This is a genomic window from Planococcus lenghuensis (assembly GCF_001999905.1).
Lineage (GTDB): Bacteria > Bacillota > Bacilli > Bacillales_A > Planococcaceae > Indiicoccus > Indiicoccus lenghuensis.
In genome coordinates this window covers 79835-99399 of record NZ_CP019641.1, presented here as the reverse complement: position 1 = coordinate 99399, position 19565 = coordinate 79835, and the positions used below count along the sequence as shown (strand labels likewise).

General features: G+C 41.6%; 17 protein-coding genes. 9 read left to right on the top strand and 8 right to left on the bottom strand.

What is annotated here, in order from left to right:
• Positions 1-16: 16 nt before the first annotated feature.
• The 4 genes from B0X71_RS19125 to B0X71_RS19110 form a co-directional block, all read right to left on the bottom strand.
• On the bottom strand, positions 17-1006 hold the full coding sequence (locus B0X71_RS19125) for an ion channel (RefSeq protein ID WP_077591162.1): 990 nt from the start codon (positions 1004-1006) through the stop codon (positions 17-19).
• A gap of 1002 nt (positions 1007-2008) precedes the next feature.
• Complete coding sequence (locus tag B0X71_RS19120) at positions 2009-2647, bottom strand: C40 family peptidase (RefSeq protein ID WP_077591161.1); 639 nt, start codon at positions 2645-2647, stop codon at positions 2009-2011.
• 969 nt (positions 2648-3616) lie between these two features.
• The gene (locus B0X71_RS21485) at positions 3617-3982 is read right to left on the bottom strand and encodes a DedA family protein (RefSeq protein ID WP_232336885.1); all 366 of its coding nucleotides are present in this window, start codon (positions 3980-3982) and stop codon (positions 3617-3619) included.
• Between the two features lie 365 nt (positions 3983-4347).
• On the bottom strand, positions 4348-4866 hold the full coding sequence (locus B0X71_RS19110) for a hypothetical protein (protein WP_077591160.1): 519 nt from the start codon (positions 4864-4866) through the stop codon (positions 4348-4350).
• Between the two features lie 285 nt (positions 4867-5151).
• Between B0X71_RS19110 and B0X71_RS19105 the strand changes: the two genes are divergently transcribed.
• Positions 5152-6690 carry an FAD-dependent oxidoreductase gene (locus B0X71_RS19105; protein WP_077591159.1) on the top strand — a complete coding sequence of 513 codons (1539 nt, stop codon included), beginning with the start codon at positions 5152-5154 and terminating at the stop codon, positions 6688-6690.
• A gap of 294 nt (positions 6691-6984) precedes the next feature.
• Positions 6985-7599 carry a YdhK family protein gene (locus B0X71_RS19100; protein ID WP_077591158.1) on the top strand — a complete coding sequence of 205 codons (615 nt, stop codon included), beginning with the start codon at positions 6985-6987 and terminating at the stop codon, positions 7597-7599.
• A gap of 189 nt (positions 7600-7788) precedes the next feature.
• Here the strand turns inward: B0X71_RS19100 and B0X71_RS19095 are convergent, their stop codons facing one another.
• On the bottom strand, positions 7789-9258 hold the full coding sequence (locus B0X71_RS19095; protein WP_077591157.1) for a UDP-N-acetylmuramoyl-L-alanyl-D-glutamate--2,6-diaminopimelate ligase: 1470 nt from the start codon (positions 9256-9258) through the stop codon (positions 7789-7791).
• Between the two features lie 337 nt (positions 9259-9595).
• Here B0X71_RS19095 and B0X71_RS19090 point away from each other — a divergent pair, with 337 nt between their 5' ends.
• Positions 9596-10411, top strand: a complete 816-nt coding sequence (locus B0X71_RS19090) for a ZIP family metal transporter (RefSeq protein ID WP_077591156.1) — start codon at positions 9596-9598, stop codon at positions 10409-10411.
• Between the two features lie 187 nt (positions 10412-10598).
• The gene (locus tag B0X71_RS19085; RefSeq protein WP_232336884.1) at positions 10599-11135 is read left to right on the top strand and encodes a TVP38/TMEM64 family protein; all 537 of its coding nucleotides are present in this window, start codon (positions 10599-10601) and stop codon (positions 11133-11135) included.
• Positions 11136-11447: 312 nt separating this feature from the next.
• On the opposite strand, the gene B0X71_RS21125 is transcribed toward B0X71_RS19085, so the two are convergent.
• Positions 11448-11615, bottom strand: a complete 168-nt coding sequence (locus B0X71_RS21125) for a hypothetical protein (protein WP_156889982.1) — start codon at positions 11613-11615, stop codon at positions 11448-11450.
• A 790-nt stretch (positions 11616-12405) separates the two neighbouring features.
• Here B0X71_RS21125 and B0X71_RS19075 point away from each other — a divergent pair.
• Entirely contained in the window at positions 12406-13806 is a 1401-nt protein-coding gene (locus tag B0X71_RS19075) for a sensor histidine kinase (protein WP_077591153.1), read from the top strand.
• Positions 13784-14488 carry a response regulator transcription factor gene (locus B0X71_RS19070; protein WP_077591152.1) on the top strand — a complete coding sequence of 235 codons (705 nt, stop codon included), beginning with the start codon at positions 13784-13786 and terminating at the stop codon, positions 14486-14488. Before B0X71_RS19075 ends, B0X71_RS19070 begins: the two co-directional genes overlap by 23 nt.
• An 80-nt stretch (positions 14489-14568) precedes the next feature.
• Here B0X71_RS19070 and B0X71_RS19065 read toward each other — a convergent pair whose 3' ends face one another.
• A complete protein-coding gene (locus tag B0X71_RS19065) occupies positions 14569-15576 on the bottom strand; it encodes a metal ABC transporter solute-binding protein, Zn/Mn family (protein ID WP_077591151.1) in 1008 nt (335 codons plus the stop codon).
• 683 nt (positions 15577-16259) lie between these two features.
• Between B0X71_RS19065 and B0X71_RS19055 the strand changes: the two genes are divergently transcribed.
• Both B0X71_RS19055 and B0X71_RS19050 read left to right on the top strand, forming a co-directional pair.
• Positions 16260-16745: a redoxin domain-containing protein gene (locus B0X71_RS19055; RefSeq protein WP_332309485.1), complete on the top strand. Its 486-nt coding sequence runs from the start codon at positions 16260-16262 to the stop codon at positions 16743-16745.
• A 53-nt stretch (positions 16746-16798) separates the two neighbouring features.
• Positions 16799-17464, top strand: coding sequence for a class D sortase (locus B0X71_RS19050; protein WP_232336882.1), 666 nt, complete (start codon positions 16799-16801; stop codon positions 17462-17464).
• A gap of 190 nt (positions 17465-17654) precedes the next feature.
• On the opposite strand, the gene B0X71_RS19045 is transcribed toward B0X71_RS19050, so the two are convergent.
• Positions 17655-18674, bottom strand: a complete 1020-nt coding sequence (locus tag B0X71_RS19045; protein WP_077591148.1) for a C39 family peptidase — start codon at positions 18672-18674, stop codon at positions 17655-17657.
• Positions 18675-19097: 423 nt separating this feature from the next.
• Between B0X71_RS19045 and copZ the strand changes: the two genes are divergently transcribed.
• Positions 19098-19304: a copper chaperone CopZ gene (gene copZ / locus B0X71_RS19040; protein ID WP_077591147.1), complete on the top strand. Its 207-nt coding sequence runs from the start codon at positions 19098-19100 to the stop codon at positions 19302-19304.
• Positions 19305-19565: the final 261 nt, after the last annotated feature.

Genomic DNA, 19565 nt, shown 5'->3' with positions numbered 1-19565 from the left:
TGAAACTGAAGGAAACTTATATTGGCCACTCCCTTTTATCCGATTCGACAACGCCGAGCAGTTTTTTTCGATGTTCCGTTTTAGCTTGCATTACATCAGCAAACATTTCGTCTGATACAACCGGTATGCCTTTTGTCCGTAACTTTTCAAAGGCAGGTGAAGGTGGAACGGTTGAAGCTGGTTTAACAACAGAAGGAACGACTGTGCTCAAGTAGCTTTTGACACTGGATTGCGCTTCTTCTACTAAAAAACGATTTGGACGGACCTGTTCTTCTACACCGTCTTCCAGGATGGTCAAAGCATCGTCCAGTACGGCAATCGCAAAAGGAGCTGCCTTCTCTTTGCTTTCTGTATGATAAAAATGGAGAACTGGATAGGCCTTATGTTGGGCTGTCAGCTGTCCAAGCATAGAAGAAGTCGTGTTTAAGAAAAAGTCGATTTCATGTAAGTCCTTTCCGTTCCACGCTTTCTGGACAAGGGCATCACTTGTCATGCCCATACCAGTGATGCTGTCTGCAAATGCTCGCTGCAGAGTGACCGCGTTTAACACGGATAGTACGTAAGTAGCGCCAAGTGTAAGAAACAGCATACCGTTGGCTGTAGCGATAGCTGTCATGATTTGCCAAAATCCACCGTGTGGACTGAAGTCGCCATTACCTAATGTGAAGATAAGGTATCCGGCATAATACGCCCGTTCCACCCATGAGATTGGAGCATTATTCCGGGTGTCAGTAAGCACAGTTTCCCCTCCGGCAAAGATGAATGTCCAGCCAATCCATAGCAGCAAAATCCACATCAGTAACGTAAGTGTCAGACTGAGTGGGCCGGAAATCCCGAGAATGGTGGGACGGGAACTTCCGATTGCGTTCAGTCCTTTCCATGTGCCTTGGACTACTCGCTTGGAAATGGGACCAGCACCGCCATTTACCCATAAAGTCGTCCACAGAAAATCGAGAATTGTCGCAATAAGGATTAGCAATCCAATAATAAAATACAGAACATACAAGTCGGTAACCTCCTAATCATTTGCTAATCAAGAAAAGTTGGCAGACAGTAAAAGTTGCGAGCTCAAAACTATCGCCATAAATACAAAATCTGCCATCCATTTTCTTTACCCGTTGTTTCAGAAAGTAAGCGAGGAAAGAGGGAAGTATAAAAAATTCATTTATATCTCTCTTTAACATTCCAGCTTTTCGTCACTTCGAAAGGAATCTTCATACAAAAGCAATGGCGAATTGATGGGAAACAGTCGAACCCGACTATTAGTCCGGTAAGGCACCCAAACATAGAAATGCCACTTCTGTTATAGAAGCGAAAGTCAAAACCATACTATCTCTTTTAACGAGCAAGCTGAGCGGGTAGCAGAAATATAAGTAATTTTTTTCTATTTCAGAAAAGATTCCTTTGTGGATAGTTGGGAATAGACAGTTAAAAAAATAGCAGATACTAACACTAGTCCTGTTTGGTTGCGTTGCATGTGTATTTTGCAAAATCAAAATACACAATGTTGCAACTTGACATGGAGCCTCTACAAGCATGACTATCATGCCAGGAAACCAGCCGTAGCAGGGGCTGGCTGGCCTGAACGAGGCTATCATGCTTGCCACTCCATGTAAAGTTGCAACGCGATATTTGATTGCAATACTATGTACTTTTATTTTGCACTACACAGCATGCTCGATCTCCGCCTTGGAGACAACTATACCGGGGAAGTGTGTAGATTTTACGAAGAGTTATAGCGGTAAATCTGTCGATACTGTGAATGATCTAAAATGCATTAGAATTGCTACTAGACTGTCTCCTTCTGAACTTTGGCTTTAAAAACGAGTAGTTACTTTTGGACTCCTCCTGCGGACAAGTGCAACACCGATAGGTTACGAATGACAGTGGTGATTAGTAGACTCAGTTAAATTGGTTTATGGCTTTGAACTTATTTTATAAAGCTTACATCTTAGAAAACAAAAAAACAGACCAAGGAATACATCCCGATCTGTTCGTTATTGTTAACTTACAGTCTTCCGAAACCAGTAAAGTAATCGCCCCAGTAAGGACCATAAATGCTGTCAATGCCTACGCCGCCACCATTAGCAGAAATCATCTTTCCGTTGCCGATGTAAACTCCCATGTGGGAGATTCCTGGCTTGTACGTGCCAGAGAAGAAGACAAGATCACCTGGTTGCGGGTTGCTTACTTTTGTTGCCATGTTGTAATATCCAGCTGCGTTCGTGCGTCCCACATCATATCCAGCTTTATTCAGGACATAGTAGATGTATCCGCTGCAGTCAAATCCTGCTGGTGAAGAGCCGCCCCATACGTATGGCACACCTGTATACTGCTTCGCTATAGAAACGAGTTCGGAAGAGGAATTACTTTCATATTGTGCTTTTACTTGTGGTGCTACTGTGTTGCTTGAAGCAGCAGATGAACTGCGGCTTGTTTCAATTGTCTGTCCCGGATAAATCAAGTGACCTGAAATACCGTTAATGCTCTGCAAGCTGGAAACCGATGTGCCATAGTCTTGAGCAATTTTCCAGAGGGTATCTCCAGAATGCACTTCGTAGGAAGCTGCACTTGCAGGTGCAGCAATGGCAGATGAAAGGGCAACAGTTACAGTAAAGGCTAATAATGCTTTCTTCGTTTTTCTCATTTTCTGCTCCTTGGTTATCTGGAATTCACTGTATTCATACTTGAATAGCGATTCTCGTATTTTAAGTTTCAAGTTTTAATATCTAGTTGGGTGTATCAATTATCTAACACTTAATATCAATTTCTTATGAAGCCTGGCTCAGTGTAGCATGGTTTTTTACGAAATAAACCGATGTAATGATTTTGTAAATACATTTAAATATATAGATATGTTATTGATACATTGTACTTTTTCTTTTACAGCTGCACTTTTTACTTTATATAGCTAATGTTTTTTGCCATCATCCTTTAAAACTTACTCAGAAATCCTACCACTAAAGGCTTCTAAGATTTAGGCAAGATAAAAAAGGATTTTTTATTATCAGAGCACTGATAATATTTTTTACAGAAAAATGGATAAAGTATTTCAGGTCTAAGAAGCTTTAATTTGATGGGATGAAGTTGAACAAGGGGGAGGAAACAGGAGGGATGCTTTAAAATTAGCTCTTATTTGGTTTAATGTAACTAGCTAAAAGAAATCATAGGTTGTTTAAAAAATACCTGTGTTACTACTGCGTTGTAAAAATGAAGTCGGTAATAGAAAGGAGCGTTAATATAGAAGTAGCAGGTAAGGAGATCTATTAATAAAGAAACTGGACTAAAGAAGGAATACATAACACTTCCGTCACTCAAGGAGTGCAAAGACGAGTACGCCTATCTTGTTTAATTTGCTCACTGGAAAACGTAGCTATTCAGCGAACTACTGGCAGTAAAAGATAATTAGTTCAACCTATATAAAGAAGAAGCTCTTAAAGAAGAATGTAGAGTAACCGTAAAAGTTATAGCAGTTATTAAGGAGAGGAAAGTCAATTCAAGATCACATCATAGATACTTACTTTAACATTTCCTAAAAGGAGTCTCCCTCTTCAAGCATATAACGAGCGAAGTCCAACGGCAAGGAGGCATGCAAAAACGTTAAGTGCCAGGTGGTTCACCGGGATAAGTATTTGCGATACACGAGTATAACAACAGCGACGATAGTAGCAACTGCAATTGTTAAAACAACTAAGTACTGTTGCAATGCCGGAAGAATTTCTTCATATGCTTCGGGGAATGCCCGGCCGAGGTTAAAGTAAATCATTAGCCAAGCAAAACCTGCCACACTGGCATATAGCAAGTAACGTGGAAATGGATATTGGCTCGCACCTGTCACATATGGCATGACCATTCGAATACCAGGAAAAAAGAAGCTGAGGACGATAGCCCACCCGCCGTATTGATCGAATGCCTGCTGAAAACGGCTAACGTTTTTGCTCATCTTGGATTTATGCAGCCGGTCCATCACTCTTCCGGTCAAGATGCGGCCGGACGCCATACGTAAATATATTACTCGTCATAAGGCCGCCATAGGCACTCAGGAAAAATAATAGGACCCTGCTTCTGTACCGACCCCTGATAACATGGCAACTGCTTCGTTTGGCAACGGAACACCTAGCAGTAGGATCCAGTTAAACAGAAACATGGCAAAATAGCCATAATCCTGCACAAGATTAATTAAGATGGAAAAGTCCACTTGTTTCACCTGCTTGCTTTCGTTTACTCCACACGAAGAAAAGACGTATGAAGACTAAGAACCTAAGACCTGTAAACATTAGCCTTAGGTTCTTGCCGAATAGAGACTGTTTCACTGAACTTTCGCGGTATATCAGTTATGGACGGTGATTATTCGTTTCTCATATGCGCAAAGTGATCAAGCACTTTCTGTTGCTCTTCTTGACTGCTAAAAGGCATGACTTCAGCTTTGTTTTCTTTGAGGAACTCAATCAAGGAATTCGTAAGTTTTACCTGTTGAAGCGCCATTTCTATATGCGTTTGTTTAACTTTCGGTGTTTTCATTTTTAAGGCGGAAAAAAAGTTATCTATGGACATTGATTGAGTGGATGTTTTAACCTCAAGTGCTAAATGGATTTCCAAGTCACTTTTTGTTTTAAGGTCCTTCTCCTTTAAGCTTTCATTCAATACCTTAACAGGAGGGACTTCCGTATAATCCGTCTTATTTGGATCGATTATTTCCATCATGACTTTGACATGGTTATGCAGCAGTTCCAGCTTTCCTTTTAGCAACTCTGTCAGAACGGGGTGTTCTACTTGTTCCAGTTGTTTTTCCACTTTTTTGATGAGTCCATCATGAGAAGACAAGTGAGAGTTAATCAATCCTAAATCTGTAGCTGGTAAAAGCATTATTCCTCATCCTTTCTACGCGTTTTAATTTATTAACTTTACTGACACTTTAACTTTTACCACTCGATAATCCTCGACAAACTCCATAAAAAATGCATATTTACACCTAACTGTTTGTGTGTAAGTAAGCCGGGTAACATGGTAATACGGTGACCAATCAAGCTTTTTATATTTCTTCCCTCCTTATTTGGTATTGCAGGTAAGGTAGTAACCACTTTTGTTCTTGTTCTAAGGGAAAGCAGATAGACATGGAGATTAAAACAATAGTTATAAGGAGGAGCTTCTATGAACAGAAACCGTATTGATAAGATGCCAAGTGTTTCAGAATCTTACTGGTTAAAATCCACTGAACTCCCTACCTTTACTTCCTTAGAAGGCAATCTGGAAACCGATGTTGTTATTATAGGCGGGGGCATTTCCGGCATTATGACCGCTTATCAGCTCACCAAGAAAGGCTATCGCATCATCCTTATGGAAGCAGGTCGACTCCTGAATGGAACGACAGGCTATACGACGGCAAAATTAACTGCTCAGCATGGCCTTATTTACGATCACCTTCTTCAACATAACGGGAAGGATACAGCTCGGCGTTACTATGAAGCCAATACTGAAGCGATTCAATGTGTTAAAACGCTCATTCATGAAAAAGGGATCGACTGCGACTTTTTCGAGGAACCATCATACGTTTTTGCAGAAAATGAAGAACAACAGAAAAAGGTTCTAAGGGAAGGGAAAGCATACGAGGAAGTTGGAATCGACGGGGGCTTTGTACATACGATTCCACTTGAAATTGAGCACTTAGGGGCCGTCATCATGAACCAACAGGTACAATTCAATCCGGTTAAATTCCTAAAGCCCTTAGTTGAAGAAATCGTCGCACAAGGGGGGCTGATTGTTGAAAATACAAGGGTGACCGATATTGAATCGAATCCACGGCCAGCTGCCGTTTCACAAGAAGGACATAAAGTGGAAGGGGACTGCTTGGTTGTCTGTTCCCACTATCCATTTTACGATAAGGAAGGCTATTACTATACACGCTTGAAACCGAGCCGATCATACAGCATTGCAGCAGAAACAACAAAGGACTATCCAGGTGGCATGTATGTGAATGCTGGCGAACCTGCCCATTCCCTCCGTTCTATCCATGTAGACGGAAAAAAGCTGGTATTGGCAGGCGGCTATGGCCATCCTGTAGGACATAAACAGGACACAGAGGAAAACTATAGTAAGTTGTATCAATTTACAGATAGAGTTTTCGGCGTTGAACAAGTACCATATCGCTGGTCAGCCCAAGATCCGTATACACTTGATCAAATTCCATATATCGGCAAGTATTCCACAGAAATGGATAACGTGTTCGTTGCAACCGGATACCGGAAGTGGGGGATGAGTTCTGGCGTGTTAGCTGGCTTATTACTGACGGACTTGATCAGCGGAAAACCGTCTAAGTACGAGGATATGTTCTCTCCTTTACGGCCGATTACAGAGCCGAATATGAAACAGCTTGCTGAAACTAGTTTCCATGCGGGAAAAATGTTTGCCAGAGACAAAGCAGAAATTCCAAAGGGGCAGTTTACAGACCTAAGACCAGACGAAGGAAAAGCAATGAAACTAAACGAACAACGGGCGGGTGCATATCGGGACCAGCAAAGCAATCTTCATGTCGTTGATACAACCTGCACACATATGGGGTGTGAAACGCATTGGAATGAAGCGGAACGAACATGGGATTGTCCGTGCCATGGCTCCCGGTTTTCCTACAGGGGAGATGTGTTGGAAGGACCTGCAACCCAACCGTTAAAAAAACTGGAAGAAGCTGAATAAACTGAGAAAAGGGAAAAGAACAAGAATCGAACATGTTAGCGGTGTCGGATGGCACCGCCTTATTTTTCGTGCTTGTTTAGCTTATTCTTCTGTACTAAGTTAGTTTTATGTGAAAGAGTCTGGAAAGGAAGTAACATGGTAACTGTTGGTGTAACAAATCGCTAAGTCAAACACCTAACTGAATGATCAGGAAAATTTATACAGGTTGTCTCAGTATATTGCCGTGTTTTCTGCACAGGAAATGCATAGGCATGGCATATACTAGTTTTAAGTTAAACAGAAAGAGGGATTAGCATGATTAAACGAAAAATTTTAGTTGGAACTGCATCACTGGCATTTGCCTTCACATTAGCCGCTTGTTCAGATAGTGCAGAGGAGACGGCAATACCAGAAGAAGAAGTAGTGGATGATAACCAAGAAGAAATGGAAATGGAAATGGATGATAGCACAGAGGATGAGATGGAAATGGAGGAAGGAATGGACCATTCCGGGTCAGGGGAAGTGCCTGAAGGATTAATGGCGGCTGAAAACCCGACATTTGAAGTGGGCAGCCAAGTGATCGTAGAGGCTGACCATATGGACGGAATGCAAGGGGCAGAAGCAACCGTCTCTGGTGCTTTTGATACTACTGTCTATTCAATTTCCTATACGCCAGAAAATGGGGAACTGGTAGAAGGTCATAAATGGGTCGTCCATGAAGAACTCGAGAATCCAGGGGATGAGCCGTTGGAGTCAGGCGAAGAAGCGATTGTGACTGCAGCCCATCTGACTGGCATGGCAGGGACGCCTATTACCATCGATACTGCCGAGGAAACAACCGTTTATATGATTGACTATACGACTCCAACCGGTGAAGAAGTGGTAAATCATATGTGGGTAACGGAAGATGAACTGGTTGCTGCTGAATAAGAGATAAGAAAGATTACTTGATAAAGCTAACAGACAAAGAGCTCACCCAATATCTGGTGAGCTCATTTACATAAAACAGAGTGATAAAATGAAAGACCCTGCCAACACACACTGTTAACAACGAGGTGTGAAACAGCAGATGGGATGCTGATAGATACAGCAGTGATCGTTCTAATCAAGCCAGCTAGTTTAGAGATTAGGTCTAAGTTCTTGGTGGTGAGTGATAAGCTGTACAGTTTCTTTGTCAGAATTCGTTTCTAATTGAACAACTTGCTTATAAGATTCAATTCCTTTGCCAGTAATGATAACCCAGTCACCAGAGCTGCTGGAATGGATGGCGTGCTGGATGGCCAGACTGCGATCAGGGACCACTATGCCCTTTTCATTGCCGAATGACTGATTCAGTTTTTCAAGTGTATGGGTCATCTCACTTGGGGAGACAGAATTTAAATCATCGTGCGTTAAAATATAGCGGTCACTGATTATTGAGGAAACCCGCAGCATATCAGTTCTTTTACTTTCATCCCGGTCACCCCTAAAGCCGAAGACATGGATTAGCTTAGTCGCACCTTGACTTCTAGCTGCCGTCAAGCAGTAGTAGAGGGCATCGGAGGTATGGGCATAGTCAATTACTACTGTTACCCCGTTTGGCAGCTTAGTCATTTCAAACCTTCCGCCGACACCTGCAAATAAAGGGAGGGTATGAGTGATCTGTTGTTTCGTGACACCAAACCGGTAGGCTGTTGCATATGCCATTACGGTGTTGTACAAATTATGAATCCCAACCATAGGGGAAGTGACCGTTGCTTCTTCTCCACTTTCTATAACTGTTACACTTGGATTCTGCGCTTGGAAATCTTTAAGACATAATACGTTTTCTTTATTAGACCCGACTGTGATCACTGTTGTGCCTTTATGTTTAAGATCCATTGCTAATTTCTCACCCCAGTCGTCTTCTGTGTTTATAATGGCTACTCCATTTTCCTTCAGTTGATTAAACAAAACCGCCTTTTTTTCAAAATACGCTTCCATGGTGCCATGGTAATCGAGATGCTCGTGGTGAAGGTTGGTAAACAGACAACAGTCAAATTCAATTCCTTCAATCCGGTACTGGTCAATGCCATGTGACGAGACTTCCATGACCACAACATCATCCTTGCTCTTGGCCAGCAACTTATAAAGTGTTAGCGCACTTGGCGTTGTGTTTCTGCTTGGGATGACTTCATCATTGATCACATTCTGAATTGTTCCGATTAACGAACAGGACTGGCCGTTTTCTTCAAACAAGTGCTTTAGCAGAAAGCTGGTTGTTGTTTTACCATTTGTTCCTGTAATGCCAATGACCGTTTTACGTTGCGAAGGATCGCCATAAAAATTCTTGGCAGCCCAAGCCAATGTTTTTCGGCTATTTTCGACTTGAATGTATGGGATGGACAGCAGGGGAGCGATTTGTTCGCCGATGATTGCAGCGGCGCCTTTTTGAATCGCTGTCTGAATGTGGTCATGCCCGTCCTGATTCACTCCTTTTATGGCAATAAATAAATCGCCATCTGTTACTTCTGAGGAGTTATCTGTTATACCACTAACGAAGAGATTGGCTTGTTCGCTCGTTAAGGGAAGTGTTGTAGCTACTTTATAGAGAATATCTGTTAAATTCATTGCCTGATTAACTCCTTTTAATTCATGCCTCATCTTGCCTATCTTACAAGTTCTATGTCGAGAAATTATGCATATTCTTCAAGCGATAATGACTTATTTTTCGTCAGCGAAGACACGGCAGCAATATTGATTGCTCAGCTGCATCATATTTAAGTTTCAGCGATTTTTCCTCTTCAAAGGGTTATTTTAAATTGCATCCTGATTTATGGATCCGACTGGTAAGCTCTTGATTCAATTACAACGATCTCTCGCAAGCAGAACCCATTAATTTTCGAAAATCACTTTATGATAGATGGCGAAAAAAGTACTTTTGACTGAAATGGAGTAGATGAATAGCATGTTGGATTACTTAAAAGATTTAAATCCAGTCACTCTCGCCATACTTGCAACCCTGTTTACATGGGGGATGACCGCGCTCGGAGCTGCGCTTGTATTTACACAGAAAAACGTGAATCAGAAATTTTTGGATGGCATGCTTGGTTTTGCGGGCGGTGTCATGATTGCCGCCAGTTTTTGGTCACTGCTTTCTCCGGCAATCGATATGGCGGAGAGCGGCTTCTTACCGAAATGGGTACCAGCAGCTGTTGGATTTATGCTGGGCGGGTTATTTCTATGGGGAGTAGATAAGATACTGCCACACCTGCACCCTGGTTCATCAATGGATACTGCGGAAGGAATCAACCCGAAAAAGAAAAAACGCAGTACTCTCTTGGTCCTCGCCATCACGCTGCATAACATTCCTGAAGGTCTGGCAGTTGGCGTTGCATTTGGTGCTGTCGCAGCCGGACTGGACTCATCGACGATTACCAGTGCCTTAGCATTGGCAATCGGGATCGGCATTCAAAATTTCCCGGAAGGTGTTGCAGTGGCCATGCCGCTTAGACGGGAGGGTATGTCCCGGAAGAAAAGTTTTATGTACGGCCAATTTTCAGGGATGGTTGAACCCATCGCGGCCATTATTGGTGTGCTTGCAGTTACACTGATACAACCAATACTTCCCTTTGCGTTAAGTTTTGCTGCAGGAGCGATGATTTTTGTAGTAGCGGAAGAAGTAATCCCGGGTTCTCAGGAAGAGGGTAATAAAGATTTGGCGTCTCTTACATTGATGACTGGATTTACGGTCATGATGATTTTGGATGTTGCCCTGGGTTAACGACAAAAAGAGACAGGACGAACAAATGCTTTTGTCCGACTCAAGCCTTCATGATCGAACACGGGCTTATTAATTATGCTTATGAAAAAATTGGTGCCATGGAAGAAAGCACTGCTTTACGATAAGTGGACGCCATTGATAGAAAAGACAGGTAGGGAAGGAGGTAGTCATCGCGGAAACATGGCTGGTGGAGCAATTAAGCGGTTCAGAATACACTGCTGTCATTTTGAGTATTTTTGTCGGCATTGTTGTTGCAATCTTGGCAGTTATTCCCTCGGTATTCGTCACTTCTGCTAACATTCTCGTTTTTGGATTTTGGGAAGGGGCGTTTCTATCCTTTTTAGGGGAAGCGATTGGGGCTGTGGTGGCCTTTCTTCTGTATCAATTTGGATTGAGAAACATTTCCCGCCACTATCTTCACCGTTTTTCATCTTTACAGAGGCTGGTTGATGTTCAGGGAAAGGAAGCCTTTTTCCTTATCTTCGCTCTTCGTTTGACCCCTTTTACCCCTTCCAGTATTGTGACGTATTTTGCATCAATTGGAAAAGTGTCATGGCAAACCTTTGCTGTCGCCAGTTCATTAGGGAAGATACCGGCTTTATTGCTTGAAGCCTACTCGATTTATCATCTGGTAAACTGGACGATAGAAGGAAAATTACTGTTACTCGTAATCGGGGGTGGCGGAATTATCTGGATTCTGACAAGAAGACTAAAAAATCGCTAAGATTCAGAGACCCCCGCCAACAATATCTTGCGAGTTATATAGATGGAGTCACTAACTACTCATTCTCGTGCCTATAAAAATTCCGGGCAAAGCAATTGTACTGATGGTCCGACTTTGCAACAGAGTTCCCAAAGCTAGATAGAAAAGTCTAATGATTCTTTCTTGTCCCTTTACTGCGTGAAGATAATGCAGTCGCTGTTTGTCAGGAAGCATAAAGTGTTGGGCATATAAAACGCTCATATTAAGTGATAAATCCGCCTCCTCACAGTATTATGAGGAGGCGGATTTTGGGGATCAATGGATCAAGTCAACTTACAGAGCAGATCGGCATTCAGCGATACATTCTTCTAAGCTGCTTTTTGCCTGTTCTAACTTTGGTTTTGCGTGCGAATGACCACTTTCTAGTGCGTTGTTTAGGTGGCGCAAGGCGGTTTCACATTCATCAATACAAACCTGGAGTTCAGTCTTCATGTCTGCCATTAGTGTTCACCTCCCAAGTTTAATGTCTGTTGCTTTTGCTTGCATTCCTACATTTTACTAATTCCCACTGTTGTTTCTGTTAAACGAAAAACAGAAAACTCCATAGAAACTGCATAATTTCACACCAATGATTCTTTTTTTATCACTCTGTGACTTCACATTGGTTTTACGGTGACTTGGCAAGAAAATGGGGGCATTTATTTGGAATTAGAATCGGACTGGTAAGGAGCACTACTCGCTGACTATACTTATTAACTGAGTAGTTTCTCTGCTTCTTCTGCACAAAAAGTAAACATTTTTGCTGTACACTATGCTCATGCTATCCAGCTTGTCTACAGGATAAGAGGCAGGACCAGTAAGGACTTTTTTGTTATACTGCCATAAACGCTATTTTCATTCACCCTTTCTGACACGATAACAAAAGGAAAAGCGTGGAAGGGACACATGGTTAGTTATAGGTAAAGCGTAGAAGAAGGAATTATCCAAACTAAAAGGCCATTTTAAAAAACTTCTTATAGCTATTTCTGTAGTCTGACCTACAAATCTGGTTAGCGAGATGCAGAACAAAAATTTAGAGCTTGTTCCATTACACTATAAAACTAAGTCCTTCCCAGATAGGTAACCGATGCTAAGCCTGACGTGTTAAAGGATGGACTGGTACCGGGATAGGTAGCAAGTAGAACCAGATCGAGTTTTCACAACGATAGCAGTATCATGCCAACAGTAAATTTAAGTATGAGTTATTTAAAGTTAAGCGCTTTAAAATCGCATCAGCAAGGAGTTCTTCACAGTGAATAAGCTTTCTCTGAAAATCGGGCTGCTGTTTTTTGTTTTCCTTTTGATTAGTGAAGCCCTTTTGTTCTTTGTGTTATACAATAATTTAGCCCATGAACGAGTGGATGAAATTATGGATAATTTACTGGCAAGAGGAAATACCCACAGCAGTGTTTTGGAAGATAATTTTAATGAATCCACATTGACGCACGTAGGTATGATGGAATCTGCTTCGGATTTCATCGTGATTATTACAGATACATCTGGTAACGTCATTGTGAATTCGGATCCCATCGAACCGGAGATGGCGCAACTAGTAGCACATACGGATTATCGCTCAGTGCCTGCAGAAGGGGGCATAATAGAAGACCGATGGGAAGAGATGCCTTACATTGCGACAGATAGCCCGATTACAATCGACGGGGCACATCAAGGACATGTCTTCATGTTTGCAAATACGAGTACTGTCAGAAACACCATCAACTATTTAAGCAGTCAGTTTTTCATCATGGGTCTCTTCACAGTTTTAGGTACTATCGTTACGGTACTTTTACTGTCCAGATTCATTACACTGCCACTCATCAAAATGAAAAAAGCAACCGAGCAACTTAGCACAGGAATAAACAATATAGAGCTGGATACTGAACGGAAGGATGAATTAGGCGATCTAGCAAAATCGATTACCCGACTATCTTTCGATCTCGAACGGCTAAAAAATGAGCGAAATGAATTTTTAGCAAGCATCTCACATGAGTTGAGAACACCACTCACATATATAAAAGGGTATACCGACATTTTAAGTCGGGAGGGTCTTGCTGACACAGCTAAAAACGAATATATCAGTATCATTCAGCAAGAGACTGAACAATTGACTGGTCTAATTAAGAACTTGTTTGAATTAGCAAAAGTAGACCGAAATCAGTTTGTAATCAACAAAAGGCCAGTAAATCTAACCAAGTTAATTCATTCTGTAATAGACATGACAAGGCCTGCCTTTACTGAGAAAAATGTGAACCTTCAGGTTACATGCGACAGCAGCATTACTCTCCATATTGATCCGGAGCGTTTTCAACAGGTCCTTTTAAATCTCGTGGATAATGCTAAAAAAACGTCTGCTTCAGGAGATTGTGTTCGCATAGAGGCAGTACAGACGGAGCAGGCAGTTACCATTACAGTTACAGACGAAGGAGAAGGAATCCCCGCGGAAGATCTTCCTTACATTTTTGACCGATTGTACCGTGTAGAGAAATCCCGATCAAGGAAAAATGGGGGCACTGGACTCGGACTATCCATTGCTAAAGAAATTGTGGAGTCCCATGGCGGAAATATAGAAATTCAAAGTAAAGTGCAGGAAGGAACTCGGATACAGATTCAATTAAAGCGAGGTGTACCGGATGACCAAAGCTCTATTAATTGACGACGAAAAAAGGATGCTTGATCTGCTGACTCTGTATCTGGAGCCGCACAGCTACACGTGCAGGAAAGCGCAAAGTCCCGGTGAGGCACTCACATATTTAGCTAAGGAGACATTTGATATTATACTGTTGGACATCATGATGCCAGAGATGAACGGCTTTGAATTGTGTGAAAAAATAAGAGAGGTTTCAAACGTGCCGATCATTATGCTGACAGCTAGGGATCAGCATCAGGATGTCGTAAAAGGGCTCAATGTAGGAGCGGACGATTATATCACAAAACCGTTTTACGAAAAGGAACTCATCGCTCGTATGACCGCATTACTGCGACGAGTGAGCCCGAAACAGACATTGGAACTGAACGGATTGTCTTGGGATAAGGACCAGTTTGAAGTGATATATGATAAAAACACAATCAAGTTAACCCCGAAGGAATTCGCTATTCTTGGATTGTTAATGCAACACCCTAATCGCGTCTTTAGCCGTGAGCAGTTGCTGGATTTAATTTGGGGGTATGATGCAGAAACAGATGGACGTACAATCGACTCCCACATTCGGAATATGAGGGAAAAAATCCGCCAAACCGGTTTTCCTATTGATGACTGTATCGTTACAGTTTGGAGCGTTGGTTATAAATGGCTTAACTTGGAACCTAATCAAAAAAACAGCACAAGAGCGAAGTAAGGGCTCTTGTGCTGTTTTTCTGTCGTTTTAAAAGACGGAATTGTTATTAAAAGTTACTTCCATCTATTAGTACACTCATGTCATTGCAGAATAGTTTTTAAAACATCACGATTTTTTTCCATTAACGTGAAGTAGGTTTCACCGTTTTCAATGTCCTCTTCTGTCAAAACTCCTAAGTTATGCATTTCAACTGCTTCAGCCCCAATTTCCTGCTGGACTATTTCTGCTAACTCAGAAGAAACATTCTGCTCAAAAACAATGTGGTTGATTCCTTTTTCTTTGGCTAGCTCAACGATTGCTGTTAGTTCTTTCTGAGAAGGTTCATCCTGGCTGTTTAGCCCAGCAACTGCGACTTGTTCGAAACCATAGGTTTCAGCAATATAACCAAATGCGGCATGGGAAACAAAGAACGTTTTATTTTCAATCTGGTTTGCCAAATCAATGAAAGATTGATCAAGTTGTTCTAGCTCGTTAATAAGTGAAGCGTAATTAGTTTCATATAACATAGCACCTTCTGGATCTATTTTTATAAGAGAATCTTTTATAGATTGAGCGAGCTTCTGGCTCAACACAGGAGAAATCCATACATGCGGGTCTACGGCGCTGGATGCATCACCACTCTGCTGTTCTGCTTCATGCTCCTCCTCATCCTGTCCATGATCGTCAGCTTCTCCTTCAGGAGTATCTTCTGTAACTAATTCTTGTTCTGAAATGGCACTAGCAGTGGAAACAAATTTCACATTTTCATTATTTAGCGATTGTTGTGCATCAGATATAAATCCCTCGAGACCAAGGCCGACATAAAAAAGCAGATCCGCTTCTGCCAGCGCAATCATATCTTGCTGTGTCGGTTCAAATGTATGCTCATTTGCTCCTGGCGGATAAATCGAGGCGACGTTCACCAGGTCCTGCCCAATCCGCTCTGTGAAATAAGCAAGAGGGTATGCAGTTGTAAAAATATCGAGAACAGATTCATTCGAGTTATCGTCTACACTAGCAGAATCTGGGTCTGTTAAACTATTGGTGCTTGACTGCCCACAAGCTCCTAAAAAGAGAACAAGAATGAGAAGAAGTGAAGGAATTTTCATTTGCCGCCTCCAAACCGTAATTATTACGTTTTATTAACAAATGTTAGTTTACAAGGGAAGAACAAAAACACAAGTGAAACTTTTTTAATTGATCTGAGAAGTACCTGATTACTGGAATAAAATCAATTTCATTGCGTCAATACCAAAAGTGAAAGCCCTAGCTTTACAATGAGAATTATATACTTACCGGGAATCCCATTCTTAAAGACAAGGCAATTTAAAATCACTGTAGTAACTATGAGCAGTCAGGACATATAAGCAAATACAATAAAAGTTTTTAAAAAAGATAAACAATCTGCACAAAAACTACACAGTTAAGGGGAAAGGAATAACTATTCACCCAAAAGATTGGGGAAATCTTGTCGACAGCGCCTCTGTTTACCCTAACTGAAGAGATTTAAAGTATGGATGAAGGAGGGATGGACCATGATTTGGGCAAGTCGATTAACAGCTGCTGTTAAAACAATGAAGAAACAATCTCGAGAATGAAGCGATAAAAGTGAAAACGATAAAAGGGTACTTTGTACGTTTACTAAAAGAGCAACAAGACGAAATGTTAGCTTTCCTATTCACAGGTTAAAAAAATAGACTAAAGAGGAAATCTCAAAAGAATTACAGATCACAAGGAAACTAATGAATTCCCTATTCCACTTTAGCTGCGTTTTCCCTATAAAGTGAGGAGGATGAAAGGAGTTAGGAAGATGAATCTACAAACTGGCGATACTGCACCCAATTTCACTTTGTCTTCTACCAGTGGAAAGAAAACTTCTCTTTCCGATTTCAAGGGCAAGAAAAATGTTTTGATTGCGTTCTTTCCACTTAATTTTACCCCTGGCTGAATACAGGAACTTCTCTCTTGGAAAGAGGATTATAAGAAAGTCACACAAACAGAGACCGAAATATTGGCGATAAGCGTTGATCAAATCCATTCACATAATGTATTTTCCGCTAGTCTTGGCACGCTGCCTTATCCATTACTGTCCGATTGGCATAAGACAACAGTGAAAGACTACGGGGTTTTTGACGAAGAAAATGAAATTGCCATCCGTTCCTGTTTTTTGATTGATAAACAAGGACAGATTGCTTATCAAAACACAAATTTCAGTGCCAGCAACCCGGAGGACTATAAGCGCCTATTAGAAGCATGCGAAAACCTATCCGAGAAGTAAGGAAACTCTTTTCTTTACTCTTGAATATCGGACAGAAGGAGAGGTGAAAACAAGTGGGAAGAAGACGAAAACCAACAGGGAGAATCGCACTTTCTTTGCTGTCCATTCTCCTTGTTTTTTTCGGAGTGGCATTCGCTGGCTATAACACGTTTGCTTTTGCCACAGGCTACTTCGCAGGGGAAGAAGTAGATATAGAAGTTAACACGCAAATCCCGCGATCTTCAGGCCCAAGCAGTACAGAACCGGTAGTAGCACAAAAAAGTCCCGAAACTAGAAGTGAAATCGATCTGGATCCGTTATATTCGTCATATCCAGAAGAAGGGGAGAAGTTTGGTGAATTGCTAATTCCTAAACTGGATACTGCTTATCCTGTCTATGCAGGGGCTGATCCAGAAGAGCTAGCGGAAGGAGTCGGCCACTACTCAAAAAGCGTTCTCCCCGGAATGAACAACAACAGTGTGTTGGCGGGCCACCGGGACACAGTATTTCGCAAGTTAGGTGAGGTTGGAGAAGGAGATTATCTAATTGTAAAGACAGCGGCAGGGAAGTTCACTTATCAAGTAAACAAGGTAAGGATCGTTGATGACATGGATAAAACGGTCATTGTGCCAACGGAAGAAGCGAGGCTGACACTCATCACCTGTTATCCTTTCAATTTTATTGGAGACGCTCCTAAACGATATGTATTGGTCGCTGAATTAATCGATTCGACAGCATGACAAATGAGTCTAACCCTCTACTTGCGCTGCTTCTCTTTTGTAACTTAGTTTTAAAACACAAGAAGAAGGTTGTCTCACTTCAGTGAAAACCACCATCTGATGAGGTAATCTTCTTCTATACTTCAACCATCCAACGACCTCTTTAACCCTCATCAAGGAAAAGAAAGCACCGTATTGGAGAACAGACCAATTATTTGATGATAACAGCTTGACTTCCAAGCGCTTTGTAGCTTTCGAAAAACACATCTTCCGGGTAACTGATTCGGCCTTTGAGCGGATCCATTACGTAAACCTTCCCATCTTCCCAGCCATCCAAGACTACGGTGTGCAGGTTGATAAACGAAGGGTGAAACTCATTCGTTTCTTTAATATACCAGCCCCCACGCGTAACAGGGGGCGATAAATCAAGCGTCACCCAAACAGCTACGGGAATATCCTGGTCAATATAGGACAGAATTTCCTCGCGCGTACTTTCACTTACGTTTTCCGCTCTCAGTCCTTTTCCTTTTACAGCAATGATACTATTAGCCGCTTTAACAATTGGATCGGCAAAAACATACCATCCATCTGAGTTGCGAGGGTTCCCCGCATAGGCTTGATAAGGGTTCGGACCGGTTTTAACATTCTTATGGTAGTCCAGTGATTCTTGAGGCAAGTAATCGTCAGCCATTGTTGTTTTTGAAACTTCTATTCCGTGATAGTTAAGAAGGGCTGTCAGGGCAGTGATTTCGCATCCATTCGGAAGCTCGGGCTTTTGGAAGACAGTCGGCACATTTAGATGGTTTGCTTTTCGTTCGATATCAATCTCTATCGGGAAAGACACAGATGTCGTTTCATGTATGTAGGTTATTTCCTTTTCAAACGCCGGTGAGATTGCATCAGGAGAAGTTATCTTTATTTGATACGCTTTGCCGTTTATCAGTCCCTTTGCTTTCATTTGGCCTGATTCACCGGATTTTGCTGATGCGACAAGGGAATCTTTACGTTTATCCAGTACTTGAATCGTATAATCCGATAAGGGGTGGCCATTTCGAGCATTTGTCACTATAAAAATCCGTGGAGATTCTGCTGTTTGTGACTGTCTCCATGTAAGAGTCTCAAGTGTAAAGTTATCACTTGTGACGTTTACATGTTTTGAAAAATAACCGATAGCAAAAAAGGAAATTGAAAACAAGAGGATGAAACGAATGAATCTATGGGACGTTTTCAAAACAGCACCTCAGTCAATAAACAAAATTCAATTAATTTTTGGGTGAATTGTAAAATAGCACTTCTCTTTTACACAAATGGCTGATGAAGTGGAACTTTCTGGTTGAAAACCAAGTTGTTCCGTTGTATGGTCTTGTTTATCCTGCCCCTGCTTTCAAACTGTAAACTTTTTGTGATCTGAATCCTGTTTTTTAAGTGGACTCCTTTTTGTCCTTACAGCTAGAAAAGTATACAGTAGCTAACGTGGCAGAAGTCAAGATTACATTTATCGGCTAGAAATATTCTAAGAAAAGTGTTCAAAGTTTAAAAAAGTTGAGTACTTGTCGACCTGCCTGCAAACTTAAATTAGTCTATTGTTATAAGTATCGGCATTTTTCTCAATAAAGTTTAGAACTAATTCAACAGTGAAAGGAGGTGAGACAAAGTGGAACAGACGACACTACAAATCAACGGAATGACATGTGGTCATTGTAAAGCAGCAGTAGATGGAGCTCTACGGAATCTGCAGGGCGTGCAGAATGTTCAGGTGGATGTAGCAAAAGGGGTGGCAGAAGTAACCTACAATAACTCTGAAGTTACTACGAAAAACATGAAAGAAGCTGTTGAAGAACAAGGATATGATGTCAGATAATACAGATGGCTATCCGTCAAATTGGTGTATGTGACCGGTTTGGGGATAGCCTTTTCCTTTTAAGTATATGGAGTTCTACTGTCTGCTTTATATGAAAATTTAGTGGACAATCGTAGTAAGAATCAAATGGAAATGGCTACTACTGTGGACCCTTCATTTGACGCCCCTTGATTCCGTTGCAGAATAAGCAGGAAAACTTCATAGTTTCTGCAAGATTTTTTACTACAATAGAAGCAGTTACACAGGAAGCAGAGGTTACAG